Consider the following 15,040-nt stretch of genomic DNA (forward strand, 5'->3'; position numbering starts at 1 on the left):
GGGGGGAGTATAGGCAATCTGGCCGCAATTTGGTTGAGTAAATTCCTGACTTTGCGGCGCATTGTCCAGCGCGGACTATGCTTTTGCATACGGTTCACAAAAATAGTGGGAAACGATGTCCAGATTCTTCTTTAACGATCGCAAACAGCTGGTCAACGATGCCATTGAAGGCATACTGCTTTCTGCGCCACACGCAAATCTCGTCAAACTTGATATCGATCCGGCCATCAGGATCGTCGCACGCGGCGACTGGGACAAAAGCCGCGTGGCGGTGATCTCCGGCGGCGGCTCAGGCCACGAACCCGCGCACGCCGGGTTTGTTGGCAAAGGGATGCTGACGGCGGCAGTGTGTGGCGATCTGTTTGCCTCGCCGAGCGTGGATGCGGTGCTGAACGCCATTGTGGCGGTCACGGGCGATCGCGGCTGTCTGCTGATCGTCAAAAACTACACCGGCGATCGCCTGAACTTTGGTCTGGCGGCAGAAAAGGCCAAACGCTACGGCCTGAAGGTGGAGATGGCGATCGTGGCGGACGATATCGCGCTGCCGGATAACAAACAGCCGCGCGGTATTGCCGGTACGGCACTGGTGCATAAGATTGCGGGCTATGCGGCGGAGCACGGGAAATCGTTGAGTGAGGTGCGGGATATTGCGCAACAGGCCTGCGATAACCTCTGGAGCCTGGGCGTTGCGATGCAAACGTGCAACCTGCCGGGCAGCGACGAGGAAGAGGGGCGCATTAAGCAGGGCCATGTCGAGCTGGGGCTGGGCATTCACGGCGAGCCCGGTGCTTCCGTCGTGGATACGCAGAACAGTAAAGCCATTATCGACACGCTGGTGACGCCGTTACGCGCGCAGGCGGGAGAAGGGCGGTTTGCGGTATTGATTAACAATCTCGGCGGCGTATCGGCGCTGGAGATGGCGCTGCTGACCAAAGAGCTGGCGCATTCGGCGCTGAAAGAGGAGATTGCGTACCTGATAGGCCCCGCGCCGCTGGTGAGCGCGCTGGACATGAAGGGCTTTTCGCTCACGCTGCTGAAGCTCAATGACTTCTTTGAAAAGGCGATTCACGCCGAGGTCGAAACGCTGGGCTGGCAGAAGCCCGTGGCGTTTGCGCCACTGCGCACCGTGGCGCATACCGTCATTCACGATCGCGTGGAATACACTCCGTCGGACAATCTGCGGGTGGGCGAGTATGTCTCCTCGGTGACGAAAACGCTGCTCCAGCTGGAAAACCGACTGAACGCGCTGGATGCCAAAGTGGGCGACGGCGATACCGGCTCCACTTTTGCGCAAGGGGCGCGGGATATTGCGCAGCGTCTGGAGGATCGCAAGCTCCCGCTTGATAACGTATCGACGCTGCTGTTGCTGGTGGGCGAGCGGCTGGCGACGGTGATGGGCGGATCGAGCGGGGTGCTGATGTCGATCTTCTTCACCGCGGCCGGGCAAAAGCTTCACGATGGTCAGCCGCTGCCCGAGGCATTGCTCAGCGGGCTGGCGCAGATGAAGCAGTACGGTGGGGCAGATCTCGGCGATCGTACCCTGATCGACGCGCTGCAACCGGCGCTTGAAGCATTGAAGAATGGCGATCTTCAGGCAGCGGCGAAGGCAGCACAGCACGGTGCCGAAGCAACGGCGAAAATGGCGAAAGCCGGTGCGGGGCGCTCGTCGTATGTGAATAAAGAGAATCTGGATGGGGTAATGGATCCCGGTGCGGTTGCGGTGGCTGAGGTGTTTAAGGCCATGGTAGATGCAAAACGGTAACGACCGTTACCGTTTTTAGTGTGTGCGCCCTCTCCCTGTGGGAGAGGGTTGGGGTGAGGGCATCAGGCCGCACATTCCCCGCCTATGTCACATCAAAAATCCGCTTTCAACACCACGCGGTAGCGGGCTTTGCCGTCACGCACGTGCTGGATCGCTTCGTTGATTTTCGACATCGGATACAGTTCGGTGGTCGGCGCCACTTTGGTGCGTCCGGCAAACTTCATCAGCTTGCGCAACTCAAACGGCGTACCGGTCGCGGAGCCTGACACGCTGCGATCCCCGCCGATCAGGGTAAACGCCGGAACCGGCAGCGGCTTCATCACGGCACCTACGGTGTGGAAGTTACCGCCGTAGGCCAGCGCCTCAAAGTACGGCTGCCAGTTGAGATCGACGTTAACGGTGTTGATGATCAGGTCAAACTGCCCAGCCAGCGCGTTCAGCGCATCAGGATCGCGGCTGTTAACGACTTTATCCGCACCCATCGCCAGCACTTCTTTCTCTTTCGCCGGGTTCGAGCTAAACGCCGTGACTTCACAGCCCATTGCGTGCAGCAGCTTGATGGCGATATGGCCCAGACCGCCAATACCGATGACGCCCACGCGGCTGGTGGCGGTGATATGGTGCATCAGCAGGGGTTTGAAGACGGTGATACCGCCGCACAGCAGCGGACCGGCGGATTCGATATCAATGCTGTCCGGCAGCGGGATCACCCATTGCCAGTCGGCGCGCAGTTTGTCGGCAAAACCGCCTTTGTTCAGAATGGTGGGAACGGCGCCCTCGAGGCAGTTGATCTGATTGCCGCTGATACAGGCGTCACAGTGACCACAGCTGCGTGCCGTCCAGCCAATGCCCACGCGCTGGCCTACCTTCAGCCCTTTGTCCTGTGCGGCACTACCGAGCGCCACGACGCGGCCAATGACTTCGTGCCCGGCAACCAGCGGATAGCTCGAGAAGCCCCATTCGTTGTCGATCATCGAGAGATCCGAGTGGCAGATCCCGCAGTAATCAACCTGTACTTCGACGTCTTCTGCTTTTAGTTCGCCCGCATCGTACTCGTACAGCTCAAGTTCTGCACCCGCCTGCGGTGCGGCGTAGCTTTTTATCTTCGACATCGTGTTTCCCCCGTTGTGGTGTGAACTGAGAGTGTAGAGCATTCAGTTTACAGCCGCTTAACAGAAGAGGGCAGGAACGAAACTTACAGACTTTTCAGCATTCTGACTTCGCAATCAACGTGGCCGGTACAGCCCAGCGGCGCATCGATATGCTCAAAGCCCAGATGTTCATACAGGCCGATGGCCTCTTTGAGGAAAGCGGTTGTTTCAAGGTAGCAGCGGGTAAAACCCTGCTTGCGCGCGTGGTCTAGCGCAATCAGCGCCAGCTTTTTTGCCAGTCCTTGCCCGCGCGCCGTTGGCAGGAAATACATTTTCTGCAGCTCACAGATATCCGGCTCGCTGCAGCTGAGGGGCGCCACGCCGCCGCCGCCCACCACCTGACCGTTCTGCTCGATTACCCAGTAGGCATGCCCTGGCTGGCTGTAGAGCTGGTAAAGCTCGTCCAGGTTCGGGTCTGCAACCGTGTAGCCTTTGTCAGCCGTCAGGCCATATTCGGCAGAAACGGTGCGGATAACGGCGGCGATAGCCGGGTTATCCTGCTCAGCGATCCGGCGCATCGTCGTCGCGACGGGGGTAATCACGCTCATAGCATTACTCATTACAAAAATTGACACATAACTGCTGTTAATAGCACCGCAGAAAGGGGAGTGCAAGCGAGGAGTTTTCAGGAAGGATACCCCTTACGCCCTGAAGCGTAAGGGGTAAAAGCATTACAGGGCTGCGATAACCGCCTGCTGCTCGATCAGTTTGGTCTTCGCATCGGCGAAAGCAACCAGACGCTCGCGCTCTTTCGCGATGACTGCTTCCGGCGCGCGGGCCACAAAGCCTTCGTTCGCCAGCTTGCTTTCGATTTTGCCAATTTCCACGTCGACTTTCGCCACTTCTTTCGCCAGACGAGCCAGCTCGGCGTCTTTGTCGATCAGGCCCGCCATCGGGATCAGCAGCTCGGCACCGTCGATGATTTTGGTCACGGAAACCGGACCTTTGTCATCCGCAGGCAGCACGGTGATGCTTTCCAGACGCGCCATGGTTTTCAGGAAAGTGTTGTTCTCGGTGACGCGACGAACGGCCGCCTCGCTGCAGCCACGAAGCAGCAGCTCCAGCGGTTTGCCAGGGGCGATGTTCATTTCAGCACGGATGTTACGTACCGCAACGATCGCCTGTTTCAGCCACTCGGTATCCGCGGACGCCGCTTCATCAACCTTGGCCGCATCGAATTCCGGGAACGGCTGCAGCATGATGGTATCGGCGTTGATGCCCGCAATCACCTTCACGCGCTGCCAGATGGTTTCGGTGATGAATGGAATGACCGGATGCGCCAGGCGCAGCAGACCTTCCAGAACGGTAATCAGCGTATTGCGCGTGCCGCGCAGCTCCGCCTCAGTGCCGCCGTTCATCACCGGCTTCGCCAGCTCCAGATACCAGTCGCAGAACTGGTTCCAGGTGAATTCATACAGGATGCCCGCCGCGATATCGAAGCGGTAGCTGTCCAGCGCCTCGCGGAACGCTTTCACCGTCTGGTTGAATTCCGCCAGGATCCAGCGGTCTGCCAGAGACAGCGTCATCTCGCCGCCGTTGAAGCCGCAATCCTGATCTTCGGTATTCATCAGCACGAAGCGGCTGGCGTTCCACAGTTTGTTACAGAAGTTACGGTAACCTTCCAGACGCTTCATGTCCCAGTTGATGTCACGACCGGTTGAGGCCAGTGCCGCCAGGGTGAAGCGCAGGGCGTCGGTACCGTGAGACTCGATCCCGTTCGGGAACTGCTTCTCGGTGCGCTTGCGGATTTTCTCAGCCAGCTGCGGCTGCATCATGTTGCCGGTACGTTTTTCCAGCAGATCTTCCAGAGAGATACCGTCAACCATGTCCAGCGGGTCAATAACGTTACCCTTGGACTTGGACATTTTCTGGCCTTCGTCGTCGCGGATCAGACCGGTCATGTAGACGGTATGGAACGGAACCTGCGGCTTGCCGTCTTCGTCTTTGATGAAGTGCATGGTCATCATGATCATGCGGGCAATCCAGAAGAAGATAATGTCGAAGCCGGACACCATCACGCTGGTTGGGTGGAACTGACGCAGCGCGTCGGTGTTTTCTGGCCAGCCGAGGGTGGAGAAGGTCCACAGCGCGGAGGAGAACCAGGTGTCCAGCACGTCTTCGTCCTGACGCAGCGCAACGTCCGCGCTCAGGTTGTTTTCCTGACGCACTTCGTCTTCGCTACGGCCAACGTAAACGTTGCCTTCGTTGTCGTACCACGCCGGAATACGGTGACCCCACCACAGCTGACGAGAGATACACCAGTCCTGAATGTCGCGCATCCAGGAGAAGTACATGTTTTCGTACTGCTTCGGCACGAACTGAATGCTGCCGTTTTCAACCGCTTCCACAGCCGGTTTCGCCAGCACGTCGGCACGCACGTACCACTGGTCGGTCAGCATTGGCTCGATAACCACGCCGCCACGGTCGCCGTACGGCACGGTCAGATCGTGAGGTTTGATCTCTTCCAGCAGGCCGAGCGCGTCAACGGCAGCCACGATGGCTTTACGTGCGGCAAAACGCTCCAGCTTCTGGAACTCAGCCGGGATGTCGCTGGAGTAAACGTCGGATTCGTTGCCTTTGGTGTCGTACACTTCTGCGCTTTCGCGGATATCACCGTCGAAGGTCAGAATGTTGATCATCGGCAGGGCGTGACGACGGCCGACTTCATAGTCGTTGAAGTCGTGCGCAGGGGTGATTTTTACGCAGCCGGTGCCTTTTTCCATGTCGGCGTGTTCGTCGCCCACAATCGGAATACGGCGGTTTACCAGCGGCAGCACCACGAATTTGCCGATCAGATCTTTATAACGCGGATCTTCCGGGTTAACGGCCACGCCGGTATCGCCCAGCAGGGTTTCCGGACGGGTCGTTGCAACCACCAGGTAATCTTTTCCGTCGGCGGTTTTTGCGCCATCGGCCAGCGGATAGCGGATGTGCCACATGGAGCCTTTAGACTCGCGGTTTTCCACTTCCAGGTCAGAGATGGCGGTGCGCAGTTTTGGATCCCAGTTTACCAGGCGTTTGCCGCGGTAAATCAGGTCTTCTTTGTACAGGCGGACGAAGACTTCTTTAACGGCGTTGGACAGGCCTTCGTCCATGGTGAAGCGCTCGCGCTCCCAGTCCACGGAGTTGCCGAGACGGCGCATCTGACGGGTAATGGTGCCGCCGGATTCCGCCTTCCACTGCCAGATTTTGTCGATGAACGCATCGCGACCGTAGTCGTGGCGGGTTTTTCCTTCTTCAGCGGCAATTTTACGCTCAACCACCATCTGGGTCGCGATACCCGCGTGGTCAGTCCCCGCCTGCCACAGGGTGTTTTTACCCTGCATGCGCTGGTAGCGGATCATGGTGTCCATGATGGTCTGCTGGAAAGCATGACCCATATGCAAACTGCCGGTGACGTTCGGCGGCGGGATCATGATGCAGAAGGACTCTTTGCTTTCGTCGCCGTTAGGCTTGAAATAGCCCTGCTGTTCCCAGTGCTCGTAAAGCGGCTGTTCGATATCGCGTGGGTTATATGTCTTTTCCATTATTTCCAGGTTGCCGTATTCAGGTTAAAACCAGCCAGGCGGTACGCTTTATAGCGTTCGCGCGCCAGTTGTTTCAAAGATTCTTCGTAAGGGACAAAGTCTACCACTTCTGTGAAAGCGGTGGCAAAATCTGCAAAATCTATCCGCAGGCTAATCAGAATATCGCGCGCGCTGCTGTTGCGCTTTTGCGGCCAGGCAATTTCAACCGGTGCTCCACCGCGCGGGCCTTCGCCCGACAGGTTGTGCGGCACAAAACTCTCCGGCGGGCGCGCCCACAGCGCTTCATCCAGGCGAATCGCCTGCTGTTCATCTTCACAGGCAATCAGAACGCGTTTACCTGCGCGCCAACGTTCTGCGGCAATTTCACACACCAGCTGTTCTACGGCGCTGAGGCCATCCTGATGGGTGTCGTTGTCCAGAAGGTAGAACGTTGCATTCTTCATATATGGGGCTTCTTGTGCTCACTTTAAATGCTTAAGCCGGGCGGCAGCTTCGCCTTACCCGGCCTACGGTTTACTGCCGTTTAGACTTACTCGTCGCCGTTAAAACCTGCGCGGTTCAGCAGGAACTGCGACAGCAGGGCCACTGGACGACCGGTTGCGCCTTTGGCTTTACCGGAGCGCCATGCGGTGCCCGCGATATCCAGGTGTGCCCAGTTGTACTTGCGGGTGAAGCGTGCCAGGAAGCAGCCCGCGGTGATCGCCCCGCCAGGACGTCCGCCAATGTTCGCCATATCCGCAAAGTTAGACTCCAGCTGATCCTGATACTCGTCACCCAGCGGCAGACGCCATGCGCGGTCCCCGGCCTGCTCTGAGGCACCGATAAGCTCATGCGCCAGCGGGTTGTGGTTCGACATCAGGCCGGTGATATGGTGGCCCAGCGCAATCACGCAGGCTCCGGTGAGGGTAGCGACGTCAATCACCGCTTCCGGCTCGAAGCGCTCAACGTAGGTCAGCACGTCACACAGCACCAGACGCCCTTCGGCGTCGGTGTTCAGCACTTCAACGGTCTGGCCGGACATGGTGGTCAGAACGTCACCCGGACGATAGGCGCGCCCGCCAGGCATGTTTTCGCAGCCCGCCAGTACGCCGATCACGTTGATAGGCAACTGCAGTTCCGCGACCATGCGCATCACGCCGTAAACCGCCGCCGCACCGCACATGTCGTACTTCATCTCATCCATGCCTTCGGCAGGCTTGATGGAGATACCGCCGGAATCGAAGGTCAGGCCTTTACCGACGAGCACAATCGGGCGCGCGTCTTCGGACGGATTGCCTTTGTACTCGATGACGGACATCAGGGATTCGTTCTGCGAGCCGTTACCGACAGCCAGGTAAGAGTGCATCCCCAGCTCTTTCATCTGCTGTTCGCCGATGACGCGGGTAATGACGTTTTTGCTGTAGGCGTCGGCCAGCTGACGCGCCTGAGAGGCCAGGTACGCCGCGTTACAGATGTTAGGCGGCATGTTGCCGAGATCTTTGGCCGCTTTAATGCCGGCCGCGATCGCCAGACCGTGCTGGATCGCGCGTTCGCCGCTGGTCAGCTCGCGACGGGTTGGCACGTTAAAGACCATTTTACGCAGCGGACGACGCGGCTCGCTTTTATTGGTCTTCAGCTGATCGAAGCTGTACAGGCTCTCTTTTGCCGTTTCAACCGCCTGACGCACTTTCCAGTAGGTGTTACGCCCTTTAACGTGCAGCTCCGTCAGGAAGCATACGGCTTCCATTGAGCCAGTATCATTCAGCGTATTGATTGTTTTCTGAATCACCTGCTTATACTGACGTTCATCCAGCTCGCGTTCTTTGCCGCAGCCAATCAGCAGAATACGTTCTGACAGTACGTTCGGAACATGGTGCAGTAACAGCGTCTGCCCAGGTTTGCCTTCCAGTTCGCCACGGCGCAGCAGGGCGCTAATATAGCCGTCACTGATTTTATCGAGTTGCTCGGCGATCGGGGAGAGTCGGCGTGGTTCAAAGACGCCCACAACGATGCAGGCACTCCGCTGTTTCTCCGGGCTACCGCTTTTTACACTGAACTCCATGCACTACGCTCCTGAATCTTAAAGACAACGGCGGCAGCTACGGATAGAATTGAAACCTTTCGTAACTCATGTCCGCTGTTGTGGTGACTTCGTGTTAATCTTACGTTACTACGGTTTCGACACGTCAGAAAAAGTCCTGAAGCGTGAATCCGCCGGATGTTTTAATCTTAGCGATGATTTCGACGACTCAAGAGAATAAATGACGTTTAAGCCATGAAACAAGCGATTTTCCAGCAAAGAGACGGGTTTTTACGGGCGTATTTAAAGTGATAATCATAAGATATCTGGTGCGGGAGACGCTCAAAAGCCAACTGGCGATCCTCTTCATCCTGCTGCTGATTTTTTTCTGTCAGAAGCTGGTTAAGATCCTCGGTGCGGCCGTTGACGGCGAAATTCCAACAAATCTGGTGCTTTCCCTGCTTGGCTTAGGGATCCCGGAAATGGCGCAGCTCATCCTGCCGCTAAGTCTTTTCCTTGGCCTGCTCATGACGCTTGGGAAACTCTACACCGAGAGTGAAATCACGGTGATGCATGCCTGTGGCCTGAGCAAAGCGGTACTGGTGAAAGCGGCCATGATACTGGCGCTGTTCACGGGTATTGTCGCGGCGGTGAATGTGATGTGGGCGGGTCCCATGTCTTCCCGTCATCAGGACGAAGTGCTGGCCGAAGCGAAAGCCAACCCCGGCATGGCAGCCTTAGCCCAGGGGCAGTTCCAGCAGGCGACCGACGGCAACTCCGTGCTGTTTATTGAGAGCGTTGACGGCAGTAAATTCAACGACGTATTCCTGGCGCAGTTACGTCCCAAAGGTAACGCGCGTCCTTCCGTGGTGGTTGCAGACTCCGGTCAGCTTGCTCAGCGCAAAGATGGTTCTCAGATCGTGACGCTGAACAAAGGCACCCGTTTCGAAGGCACCGCCATGCTGCGCGACTTCCGTATTACGGATTTCCAGAACTATCAGGCCATTATCGGCCATCAGGCGGTGGCACTCGATCCAACGGATACCGAGCAAATGGACATGCGTACCCTGTGGAATACCGATACCGACAGAGCGCGTGCTGAGTTCCACTGGCGTATTACGCTTGTCTTCACCGTGTTTATGATGGCGCTGATTGTCGTTCCGCTGAGCGTGGTGAACCCGCGCCAGGGCCGCGTGCTCTCTATGCTGCCGGCGATGCTGCTTTACCTGATCTATTTCCTGCTGCAAACCTCTATTCGTTCTAACGGCGCGAAGGGTAAGCTGGACCCTATGGTCTGGACATGGTTCGTCAACAGCCTGTACATCTTACTGGCGCTGGGATTAAACCTGTGGGATACGGTGCCTGTGCGCCGCATACGTGCCCGATTCTCGCGTAAAGGAGCCATCTAATGCAGGCGTTTGGCGTTCTTGATCGCTATATCGGTAAAACCATTTTTACCACCATCATGATGACGTTGTTCATGCTGGTGTCGCTCTCCGGCATTATCAAATTTGTCGATCAGCTGAAAAAAGCCGGCCAGGGGAGCTATGACGCGATGGGCGCGGGGATGTATACCCTGCTCAGCGTGCCGAAAGATGTACAGATCTTCTTCCCGATGGCGGCCCTGCTGGGCGCGCTGCTGGGGCTGGGGATGCTGGCGCAGCGCAGTGAGTTGGTCGTTATGCAGGCCTCGGGCTTTACCCGCATGCAGGTTGCGCTGTCGGTCATGAAAACCGCGATCCCACTGGTGCTGTTGACCATGGCGATTGGCGAGTGGGTCGCGCCGCAGGGCGAACAGATGGCGCGTAACTACCGTGCGCAGGCCATGTACGGCGGCTCGCTGCTCTCGACCCAACAAGGTTTATGGGCGAAAGACGGTAAAAACTTCGTCTACATCGAACGGGTGAAGGGGAATGATGAACTGGGTGGGGTGAGCATTTACGCTTTCGATGACCAGCGCCGTCTGGAGTCAGTCCGCCACGCCTCTTCGGCGAAATTTGACGCCGAACATAAACAGTGGCGTTTGTCCCAGGTTGATGAATCTAACCTGACCGATCCGAAACAGATTACGGGTTCTCAGACGGTAACCGGTACGTGGAAAACCAACCTGACGCCCGATAAGCTCGGTGTTGTGGCGCTGGATCCTGACGCGCTCTCCATCAGCGGTTTGCACAACTATGTGAAATACCTGAAGTCGAGCGGGCAGGACGCAGGACGTTATCAGCTCAACATGTGGAGCAAGATCTTCCAGCCGATGTCCGTGGCGGTGATGATGCTGATGGCGCTGTCGTTTATCTTCGGCCCGTTACGCAGCGTGCCGATGGGCGTGCGCGTCGTGACCGGTATCAGTTTCGGCTTTGTGTTCTACGTGCTCGATCAGATCTTCGGTCCGTTGACGCTGGTTTATGGCATTCCGCCGATAATTGGTGCGCTGCTGCCAAGCGCCAGTTTCCTCCTGATCAGCCTCTGGCTGCTGTTGAAACGCTCCTGATTGACCTCTCCTCGCTTCCGGTTAACCGGGAGCGAGGCTAATCTCCTGTTTCACCCCGCACTTTTTCTCACAACCTTCAACGCCTCGCCCTGAATTTGAGTATTATTGAGCGATAAAGTCGTGAAGGGATCCTCTATGAAGCAAATTCGAATGCTTGCCCAGTATTACGTCGACCTGATGATGAAGCTTGGGCTGGTGCGTTTCTCCATGCTGCTTGCGCTGGCGCTGGTCGTTCTGGCCATTGTCGTGCAAATGGCCGTCACCATGGTTCTGCATGGTCAGGTCGAGAGTATCGACGTCATCCGCTCCATCTTCTTTGGCTTGCTCATTACGCCCTGGGCGGTCTATTTCCTTTCCGTGGTGGTTGAACAGCTGGAAGAGTCCCGTCAGCGTCTGTCAAAACTGGTCGATAAACTGGAAGAGATGCGCGAGCGCGACCTGAAGCTCAACGTCCAGCTTAAAGACAACATTGCGCAGCTGAATCAGGAGATTTCCGATCGTGAGAAGGCGGAAGCCGAGCGTCAGGCCACGCTGGAGCAGCTGAAAATCGAAATGAAAGAGCGCGAGGTCACGCAGATCCAGCTTGAGCAGCAATCCTCTTTCCTGCGGTCGTTCCTCGATGCTTCGCCGGATCTGGTGTTTTACCGTAATGAAGATAAAGAGTTTTCCGGCTGTAACCGGGCGATGGAGCTGCTCACCGGGAAAAGCGAAAAGCAGCTGATTAACCTGAAGCCGCAGGACGTTTACTCTGAAGAGGCAGCGGCCAAGGTCATGGAGACGGACGAAAAAGTGTTCCGCCATAACGTCTCGCTGACCTATGAACAGTGGCTGGATTACCCGGATGGACGCAAAGCCTGCTTTGAGATCCGTAAGGTGCCCTACTATGACCGCGTGGGGAAACGCCACGGCCTGATGGGCTTTGGCCGCGATATCACCGAACGTAAGCGCTACCAGGATGCCCTGGAGCGCGCCAGCCGCGACAAGACTACCTTTATCTCCACCATCAGCCACGAGCTGCGTACGCCGCTTAATGGGATTGTCGGGCTGAGCCGTATTCTGCTGGATACCGACCTGACCGCAGAGCAGGAAAAATACCTCAAGACTATCCATGTATCCGCGGTCACGCTGGGTAATATCTTCAACGATATTATTGATATGGATAAGATGGAGCGCCGTAAAGTTCAGCTTGATAATCAGCCGGTTGATTTCACCAGCTTCCTTGCCGACCTCGAAAACCTGTCCGGCCTGCAGGCGCAGCAGAAGGGACTGAGCTTTGTCATGGAGCCAACCCTGCCGCTGCCGCATAAAGTGGTGACTGACGGCACGCGTCTGCGCCAGATCCTGTGGAACCTTATCAGCAACGCGGTGAAATTTACCCAGAAGGGGCAGGTGGCGGTGCGCATCCGCTATGACGAAGGCGATATGCTGCACTTCGAGGTGGAAGACTCCGGGATGGGTATTCCGCAGGAGGAGCAGGACAAAATTTTCGCGATGTACTACCAGGTGAAGGACAGCAACGGTGGGAAACCGGCGACAGGAACGGGCATTGGCCTGGCGGTCTCTAAACGGCTGGCGAAGAGCATGGGTGGCGATATCACCGTTGTCAGCCAGCCGGGCAAAGGATCAACCTTCACGCTGACGGTCCATGCGCCGGCGGTGGCGGAAGAGGTTGAAGACACCTTTGAAAACGACGATATGCCGCTGCCCGCGCTGCACGTCCTGCTGGTGGAAGACATTGAGCTGAACGTGATTGTGGCGCGCTCGGTGCTGGAAAAACTGGGCAACAGCGTGGATGTCGCCATGACAGGTAAGGCCGCGCTGGAGATGTTTAAACCGGGCGAATACGATCTTGTTCTGCTCGATATCCAGCTGCCGGATATGACCGGGCTGGATATCTCGCGTGAGCTGACGCGTCAGTACGCGGCCGACGAGCTGCCGCCGCTGGTGGCGCTGACGGCGAACGTGCTGAAAGATAAAAAAGAGTATCTCGATGCCGGTATGGACGATGTACTCAGCAAGCCGCTGGCGGTGCCTGCTCTGACCGCCATGATTAAGAAGTTCTGGGATACCCGTGATGAAGAGGAGAGCACCATGACGTCTGTTGATAGCGCAAAAGCCCAAATGATACTCGATACCGCAATGCTGGAGCAGTACATCGATCTGGTGGGTCCGAAACTGATTACCGATGGTCTGGCGGTGTTCGAAAAAATGATGCCGGGCTATCTGAGCGTGCTGGAATCAAACCTGACGGCTCGTGACCAGAAGGGCATCGTCGAAGAAGGACATAAAATTAAAGGCGCCGCCGGCTCGGTCGGTTTACGCCATCTGCAGCAACTGGGTCAACAGATTCAGTCGCCTGATTTACCCGCATGGGAAGATAACGTGGGTGATTGGGTTGAAGAGATGAAACAAGAGTGGCAAAACGATGTGGCGGTGCTTAAAGCCTGGGTAGACGCCAGAAAAAAATGACCCCGGATTAACCGGGGTGCGCGAATACTGCGCCAACACCAGGGAAATCGTGGCTGCGCCTGTTTTTTAAAGTTATTTTCGAAAGGGCGCTGCCTGAAAAATTTAGGCCGCACGCAGATAAGATAGCAAATCTTAAATGGTTTGTTACATGAATCAGTGAAATGTGTGAAGCATAGCGTTTTAATCAAAATTATTAATGTGCTTCAGCAAGTTGCAGAAAAGGATTGTCATGATGAAAAAGATTGGTGTCGTGCTGAGCGGATGCGGTGTTTACGATGGTTCTGAAATACATGAAGCCGTAATCACGCTGCTGGCCCTGGCTAAGCAGGGAGCAGAGGTTATTTGTTTTGCGCCGGACAAAAATCAGGCGGATGTGATTAATCATCTGACCGGCGAGCCGATGGCAGAAACCCGCAATGTACTGATTGAAGCCGCGCGTATTGCGCGAGGTGATATCCATCCTCTTATTCAGGCAGACCCTACAGAGCTTGATGCGCTCATTGTGCCGGGTGGGTTTGGCGCGGCCAAAAATCTCAGTACCTTTGCTGCGCAGGGCGCGGAGTGTCAGGTTGATCCTCATCTTAAAGCGCTGTCGCAGGCCATGCACGCGGCAGGAAAACCGCAGGGCTTTATCTGCATCGCGCCGGCAATGCTGCCCAGTATTTTTGATTTCCCGCTGCGCCTGACTATCGGGACGGATATTGATACCGCAGAGATCGTCGAGGAAATGGGGGGCGAACACGTTCCGTGCCCGGTTGATGACATTGTGGTTGATGAAGATAACAAAATTGTCACCACGCCGGCTTATATGCTGGCGAATAATATCGCTGAGGCGGCCTCAGGTATTGAAAAGCTGGTGGCTCGCGTGCTGGTGCTGACTGAATGAGGCGTAAATTTGCCGCAGGTGCAGGGGTGAAACGTTTTCTCTTGCGCATCGTACTTGTGCTGGCGGTATTCTGGGGAGGCGGGCTGGCTTTATTCAGCATTATGCCGGTTCCGTTCTCTGCCGTTATGGTTGAGCGCCAGCTTAGCGCGTGGTTCAGTGGCGATTTCAGCTACGTTGCCCACTCTGACTGGGTGAGCATGGACGAGATCTCCCCGTTCATGGGGCTGGCGGTCATCGCGGCGGAGGACCAGAAATTCCCGGAGCACTGGGGGTTCGACGTGGCGGCCATTGAGAAGGCGTTAGCCCATAACGAACGCCATGAAAACCGCGTGCGCGGGGCATCAACCTTGTCGCAGCAGACGGCCAAAAATCTGTTTCTGTGGGATGGTCGAAGCTGGTTGCGAAAAGGGCTGGAAGCAGGGTTGACCCTGGGGATGGAAACGGTCTGGAGCAAAAAACGCATTCTGACCGTCTATCTCAACGTCGCTGAGTTTGGCGACGGTATATTTGGCGTGGAAGCTGCCGCACAGCGGTATTTCAATAAGCCAGCCAGCCGTCTGAACATGTCAGAAGCAGCGCTATTGGCCGCTGTGTTACCGAACCCTATCCGCTTTAAGGCCAGTGCCCCATCAGGGTACGTGCGAACCCGTCAGGCGTGGATTATGCGCCAGATGAATCAGCTGGGCGGAGAGGGGTTTATGCAGCGTAATAATCTTATGTAGAGCGGATAAGCGCAGCGCTACCCGCCTGAATAG

General features: G+C 56.5%; 11 protein-coding genes. 6 read left to right on the plus strand and 5 right to left on the minus strand.

Going from position 1 to position 15,040, the window contains the following annotated elements; translation table 11 throughout:
* Nucleotides 1-115 precede the first annotated feature (115 nt).
* The gene (locus tag SPH27_RS14945; protein WP_182071506.1) at nucleotides 116-1,762 is read left to right on the plus strand and encodes a dihydroxyacetone kinase subunit DhaK; all 1,647 of its coding nucleotides are present in this window, start codon (nucleotides 116-118) and stop codon (nucleotides 1,760-1,762) included.
* Between the two features lie 92 nt (nucleotides 1,763-1,854).
* Here SPH27_RS14945 and ahr read toward each other — a convergent pair whose 3' ends face one another.
* From ahr to pepA, 5 genes are all read right to left on the minus strand, one after another.
* Nucleotides 1,855-2,874, minus strand: a complete 1,020-nt coding sequence (ahr, locus tag SPH27_RS14950; RefSeq protein ID WP_033146757.1) for an NADPH-dependent aldehyde reductase Ahr — start codon at nucleotides 2,872-2,874, stop codon at nucleotides 1,855-1,857.
* Between the two features lie 83 nt (nucleotides 2,875-2,957).
* On the minus strand, nucleotides 2,958-3,461 hold the full coding sequence (locus SPH27_RS14955) for a GNAT family N-acetyltransferase (protein ID WP_059445460.1): 504 nt from the start codon (nucleotides 3,459-3,461) through the stop codon (nucleotides 2,958-2,960).
* Between the two features lie 123 nt (nucleotides 3,462-3,584).
* The gene (locus SPH27_RS14960) at nucleotides 3,585-6,440 is read right to left on the minus strand and encodes a valine--tRNA ligase (RefSeq protein ID WP_023309367.1); all 2,856 of its coding nucleotides are present in this window, start codon (nucleotides 6,438-6,440) and stop codon (nucleotides 3,585-3,587) included.
* The gene (gene holC / locus SPH27_RS14965) at nucleotides 6,440-6,883 is read right to left on the minus strand and encodes a DNA polymerase III subunit chi (protein ID WP_008502815.1); all 444 of its coding nucleotides are present in this window, start codon (nucleotides 6,881-6,883) and stop codon (nucleotides 6,440-6,442) included. The genes SPH27_RS14960 and holC overlap by 1 nt, the downstream gene beginning before the upstream one ends.
* A gap of 86 nt (nucleotides 6,884-6,969) precedes the next feature.
* Complete coding sequence (gene pepA, locus SPH27_RS14970) at nucleotides 6,970-8,481, minus strand: leucyl aminopeptidase (protein WP_023309366.1); 1,512 nt, start codon at nucleotides 8,479-8,481, stop codon at nucleotides 6,970-6,972.
* A 266-nt stretch (nucleotides 8,482-8,747) separates the two neighbouring features.
* Here pepA and lptF point away from each other — a divergent pair, with 266 nt between their 5' ends.
* The 5 genes from lptF to mtgA all read left to right on the plus strand — a co-directional run bounded on the left by lptF (nucleotide 8,748) and on the right by mtgA (nucleotide 15,007).
* A complete protein-coding gene (lptF, locus tag SPH27_RS14975; RefSeq protein ID WP_024906345.1) occupies nucleotides 8,748-9,848 on the plus strand; it encodes an LPS export ABC transporter permease LptF in 1,101 nt (366 codons plus the stop codon).
* The gene (lptG, locus tag SPH27_RS14980) at nucleotides 9,848-10,930 is read left to right on the plus strand and encodes an LPS export ABC transporter permease LptG (protein WP_024906346.1); all 1,083 of its coding nucleotides are present in this window, start codon (nucleotides 9,848-9,850) and stop codon (nucleotides 10,928-10,930) included. The genes lptF and lptG overlap by 1 nt, the downstream gene beginning before the upstream one ends.
* A gap of 135 nt (nucleotides 10,931-11,065) precedes the next feature.
* On the plus strand, nucleotides 11,066-13,399 hold the full coding sequence (gene arcB, locus SPH27_RS14985) for an aerobic respiration two-component sensor histidine kinase ArcB (RefSeq protein WP_087823142.1): 2,334 nt from the start codon (nucleotides 11,066-11,068) through the stop codon (nucleotides 13,397-13,399).
* Nucleotides 13,400-13,631: 232 nt separating this feature from the next.
* On the plus strand, nucleotides 13,632-14,285 hold the full coding sequence (gene elbB, locus SPH27_RS14990) for an isoprenoid biosynthesis glyoxalase ElbB (RefSeq protein WP_182071536.1): 654 nt from the start codon (nucleotides 13,632-13,634) through the stop codon (nucleotides 14,283-14,285).
* Entirely contained in the window at nucleotides 14,282-15,007 is a 726-nt protein-coding gene (gene mtgA / locus SPH27_RS14995; RefSeq protein WP_182071508.1) for a monofunctional biosynthetic peptidoglycan transglycosylase, read from the plus strand. The genes elbB and mtgA overlap by 4 nt, the downstream gene beginning before the upstream one ends.
* The last annotated feature ends 33 nt before the right edge of the window (nucleotides 15,008-15,040 follow it).

Source organism: Enterobacter sp. A103, assembly GCF_034427535.1.
In the GTDB taxonomy this organism is placed as follows: domain Bacteria; phylum Pseudomonadota; class Gammaproteobacteria; order Enterobacterales; family Enterobacteriaceae; genus Enterobacter; species Enterobacter asburiae_B.

What these genes read in the sequence shown, in the direction of transcription:
- SPH27_RS14960 (WP_023309367.1), bottom strand. Translation starts at nt 6,440, where the DNA reads ATGGAAAAGACATATAACCCACGCGATATCGAACAGCCGCTTTACGAG.
- SPH27_RS14955 (WP_059445460.1), bottom strand. Translation starts at nt 3,461, where the DNA reads ATGAGCGTGATTACCCCCGTCGCGACGACGATGCGCCGGATCGCTGAG.
- lptG (WP_024906346.1), top strand. Translation starts at nt 9,848, where the DNA reads ATGCAGGCGTTTGGCGTTCTTGATCGCTATATCGGTAAAACCATTTTT.
- holC (WP_008502815.1), bottom strand. Translation starts at nt 6,883, where the DNA reads ATGAAGAATGCAACGTTCTACCTTCTGGACAACGACACCCATCAGGAT.
- arcB (WP_087823142.1), top strand. Translation starts at nt 11,066, where the DNA reads ATGAAGCAAATTCGAATGCTTGCCCAGTATTACGTCGACCTGATGATG.
- elbB (WP_182071536.1), top strand. Translation starts at nt 13,632, where the DNA reads ATGAAAAAGATTGGTGTCGTGCTGAGCGGATGCGGTGTTTACGATGGT.
- ahr (WP_033146757.1), bottom strand. Translation starts at nt 2,874, where the DNA reads ATGTCGAAGATAAAAAGCTACGCCGCACCGCAGGCGGGTGCAGAACTT.
- pepA (WP_023309366.1), bottom strand. Translation starts at nt 8,481, where the DNA reads ATGGAGTTCAGTGTAAAAAGCGGTAGCCCGGAGAAACAGCGGAGTGCC.
- mtgA (WP_182071508.1), top strand. Translation starts at nt 14,282, where the DNA reads ATGAGGCGTAAATTTGCCGCAGGTGCAGGGGTGAAACGTTTTCTCTTG.
- SPH27_RS14945 (WP_182071506.1), top strand. Translation starts at nt 116, where the DNA reads ATGTCCAGATTCTTCTTTAACGATCGCAAACAGCTGGTCAACGATGCC.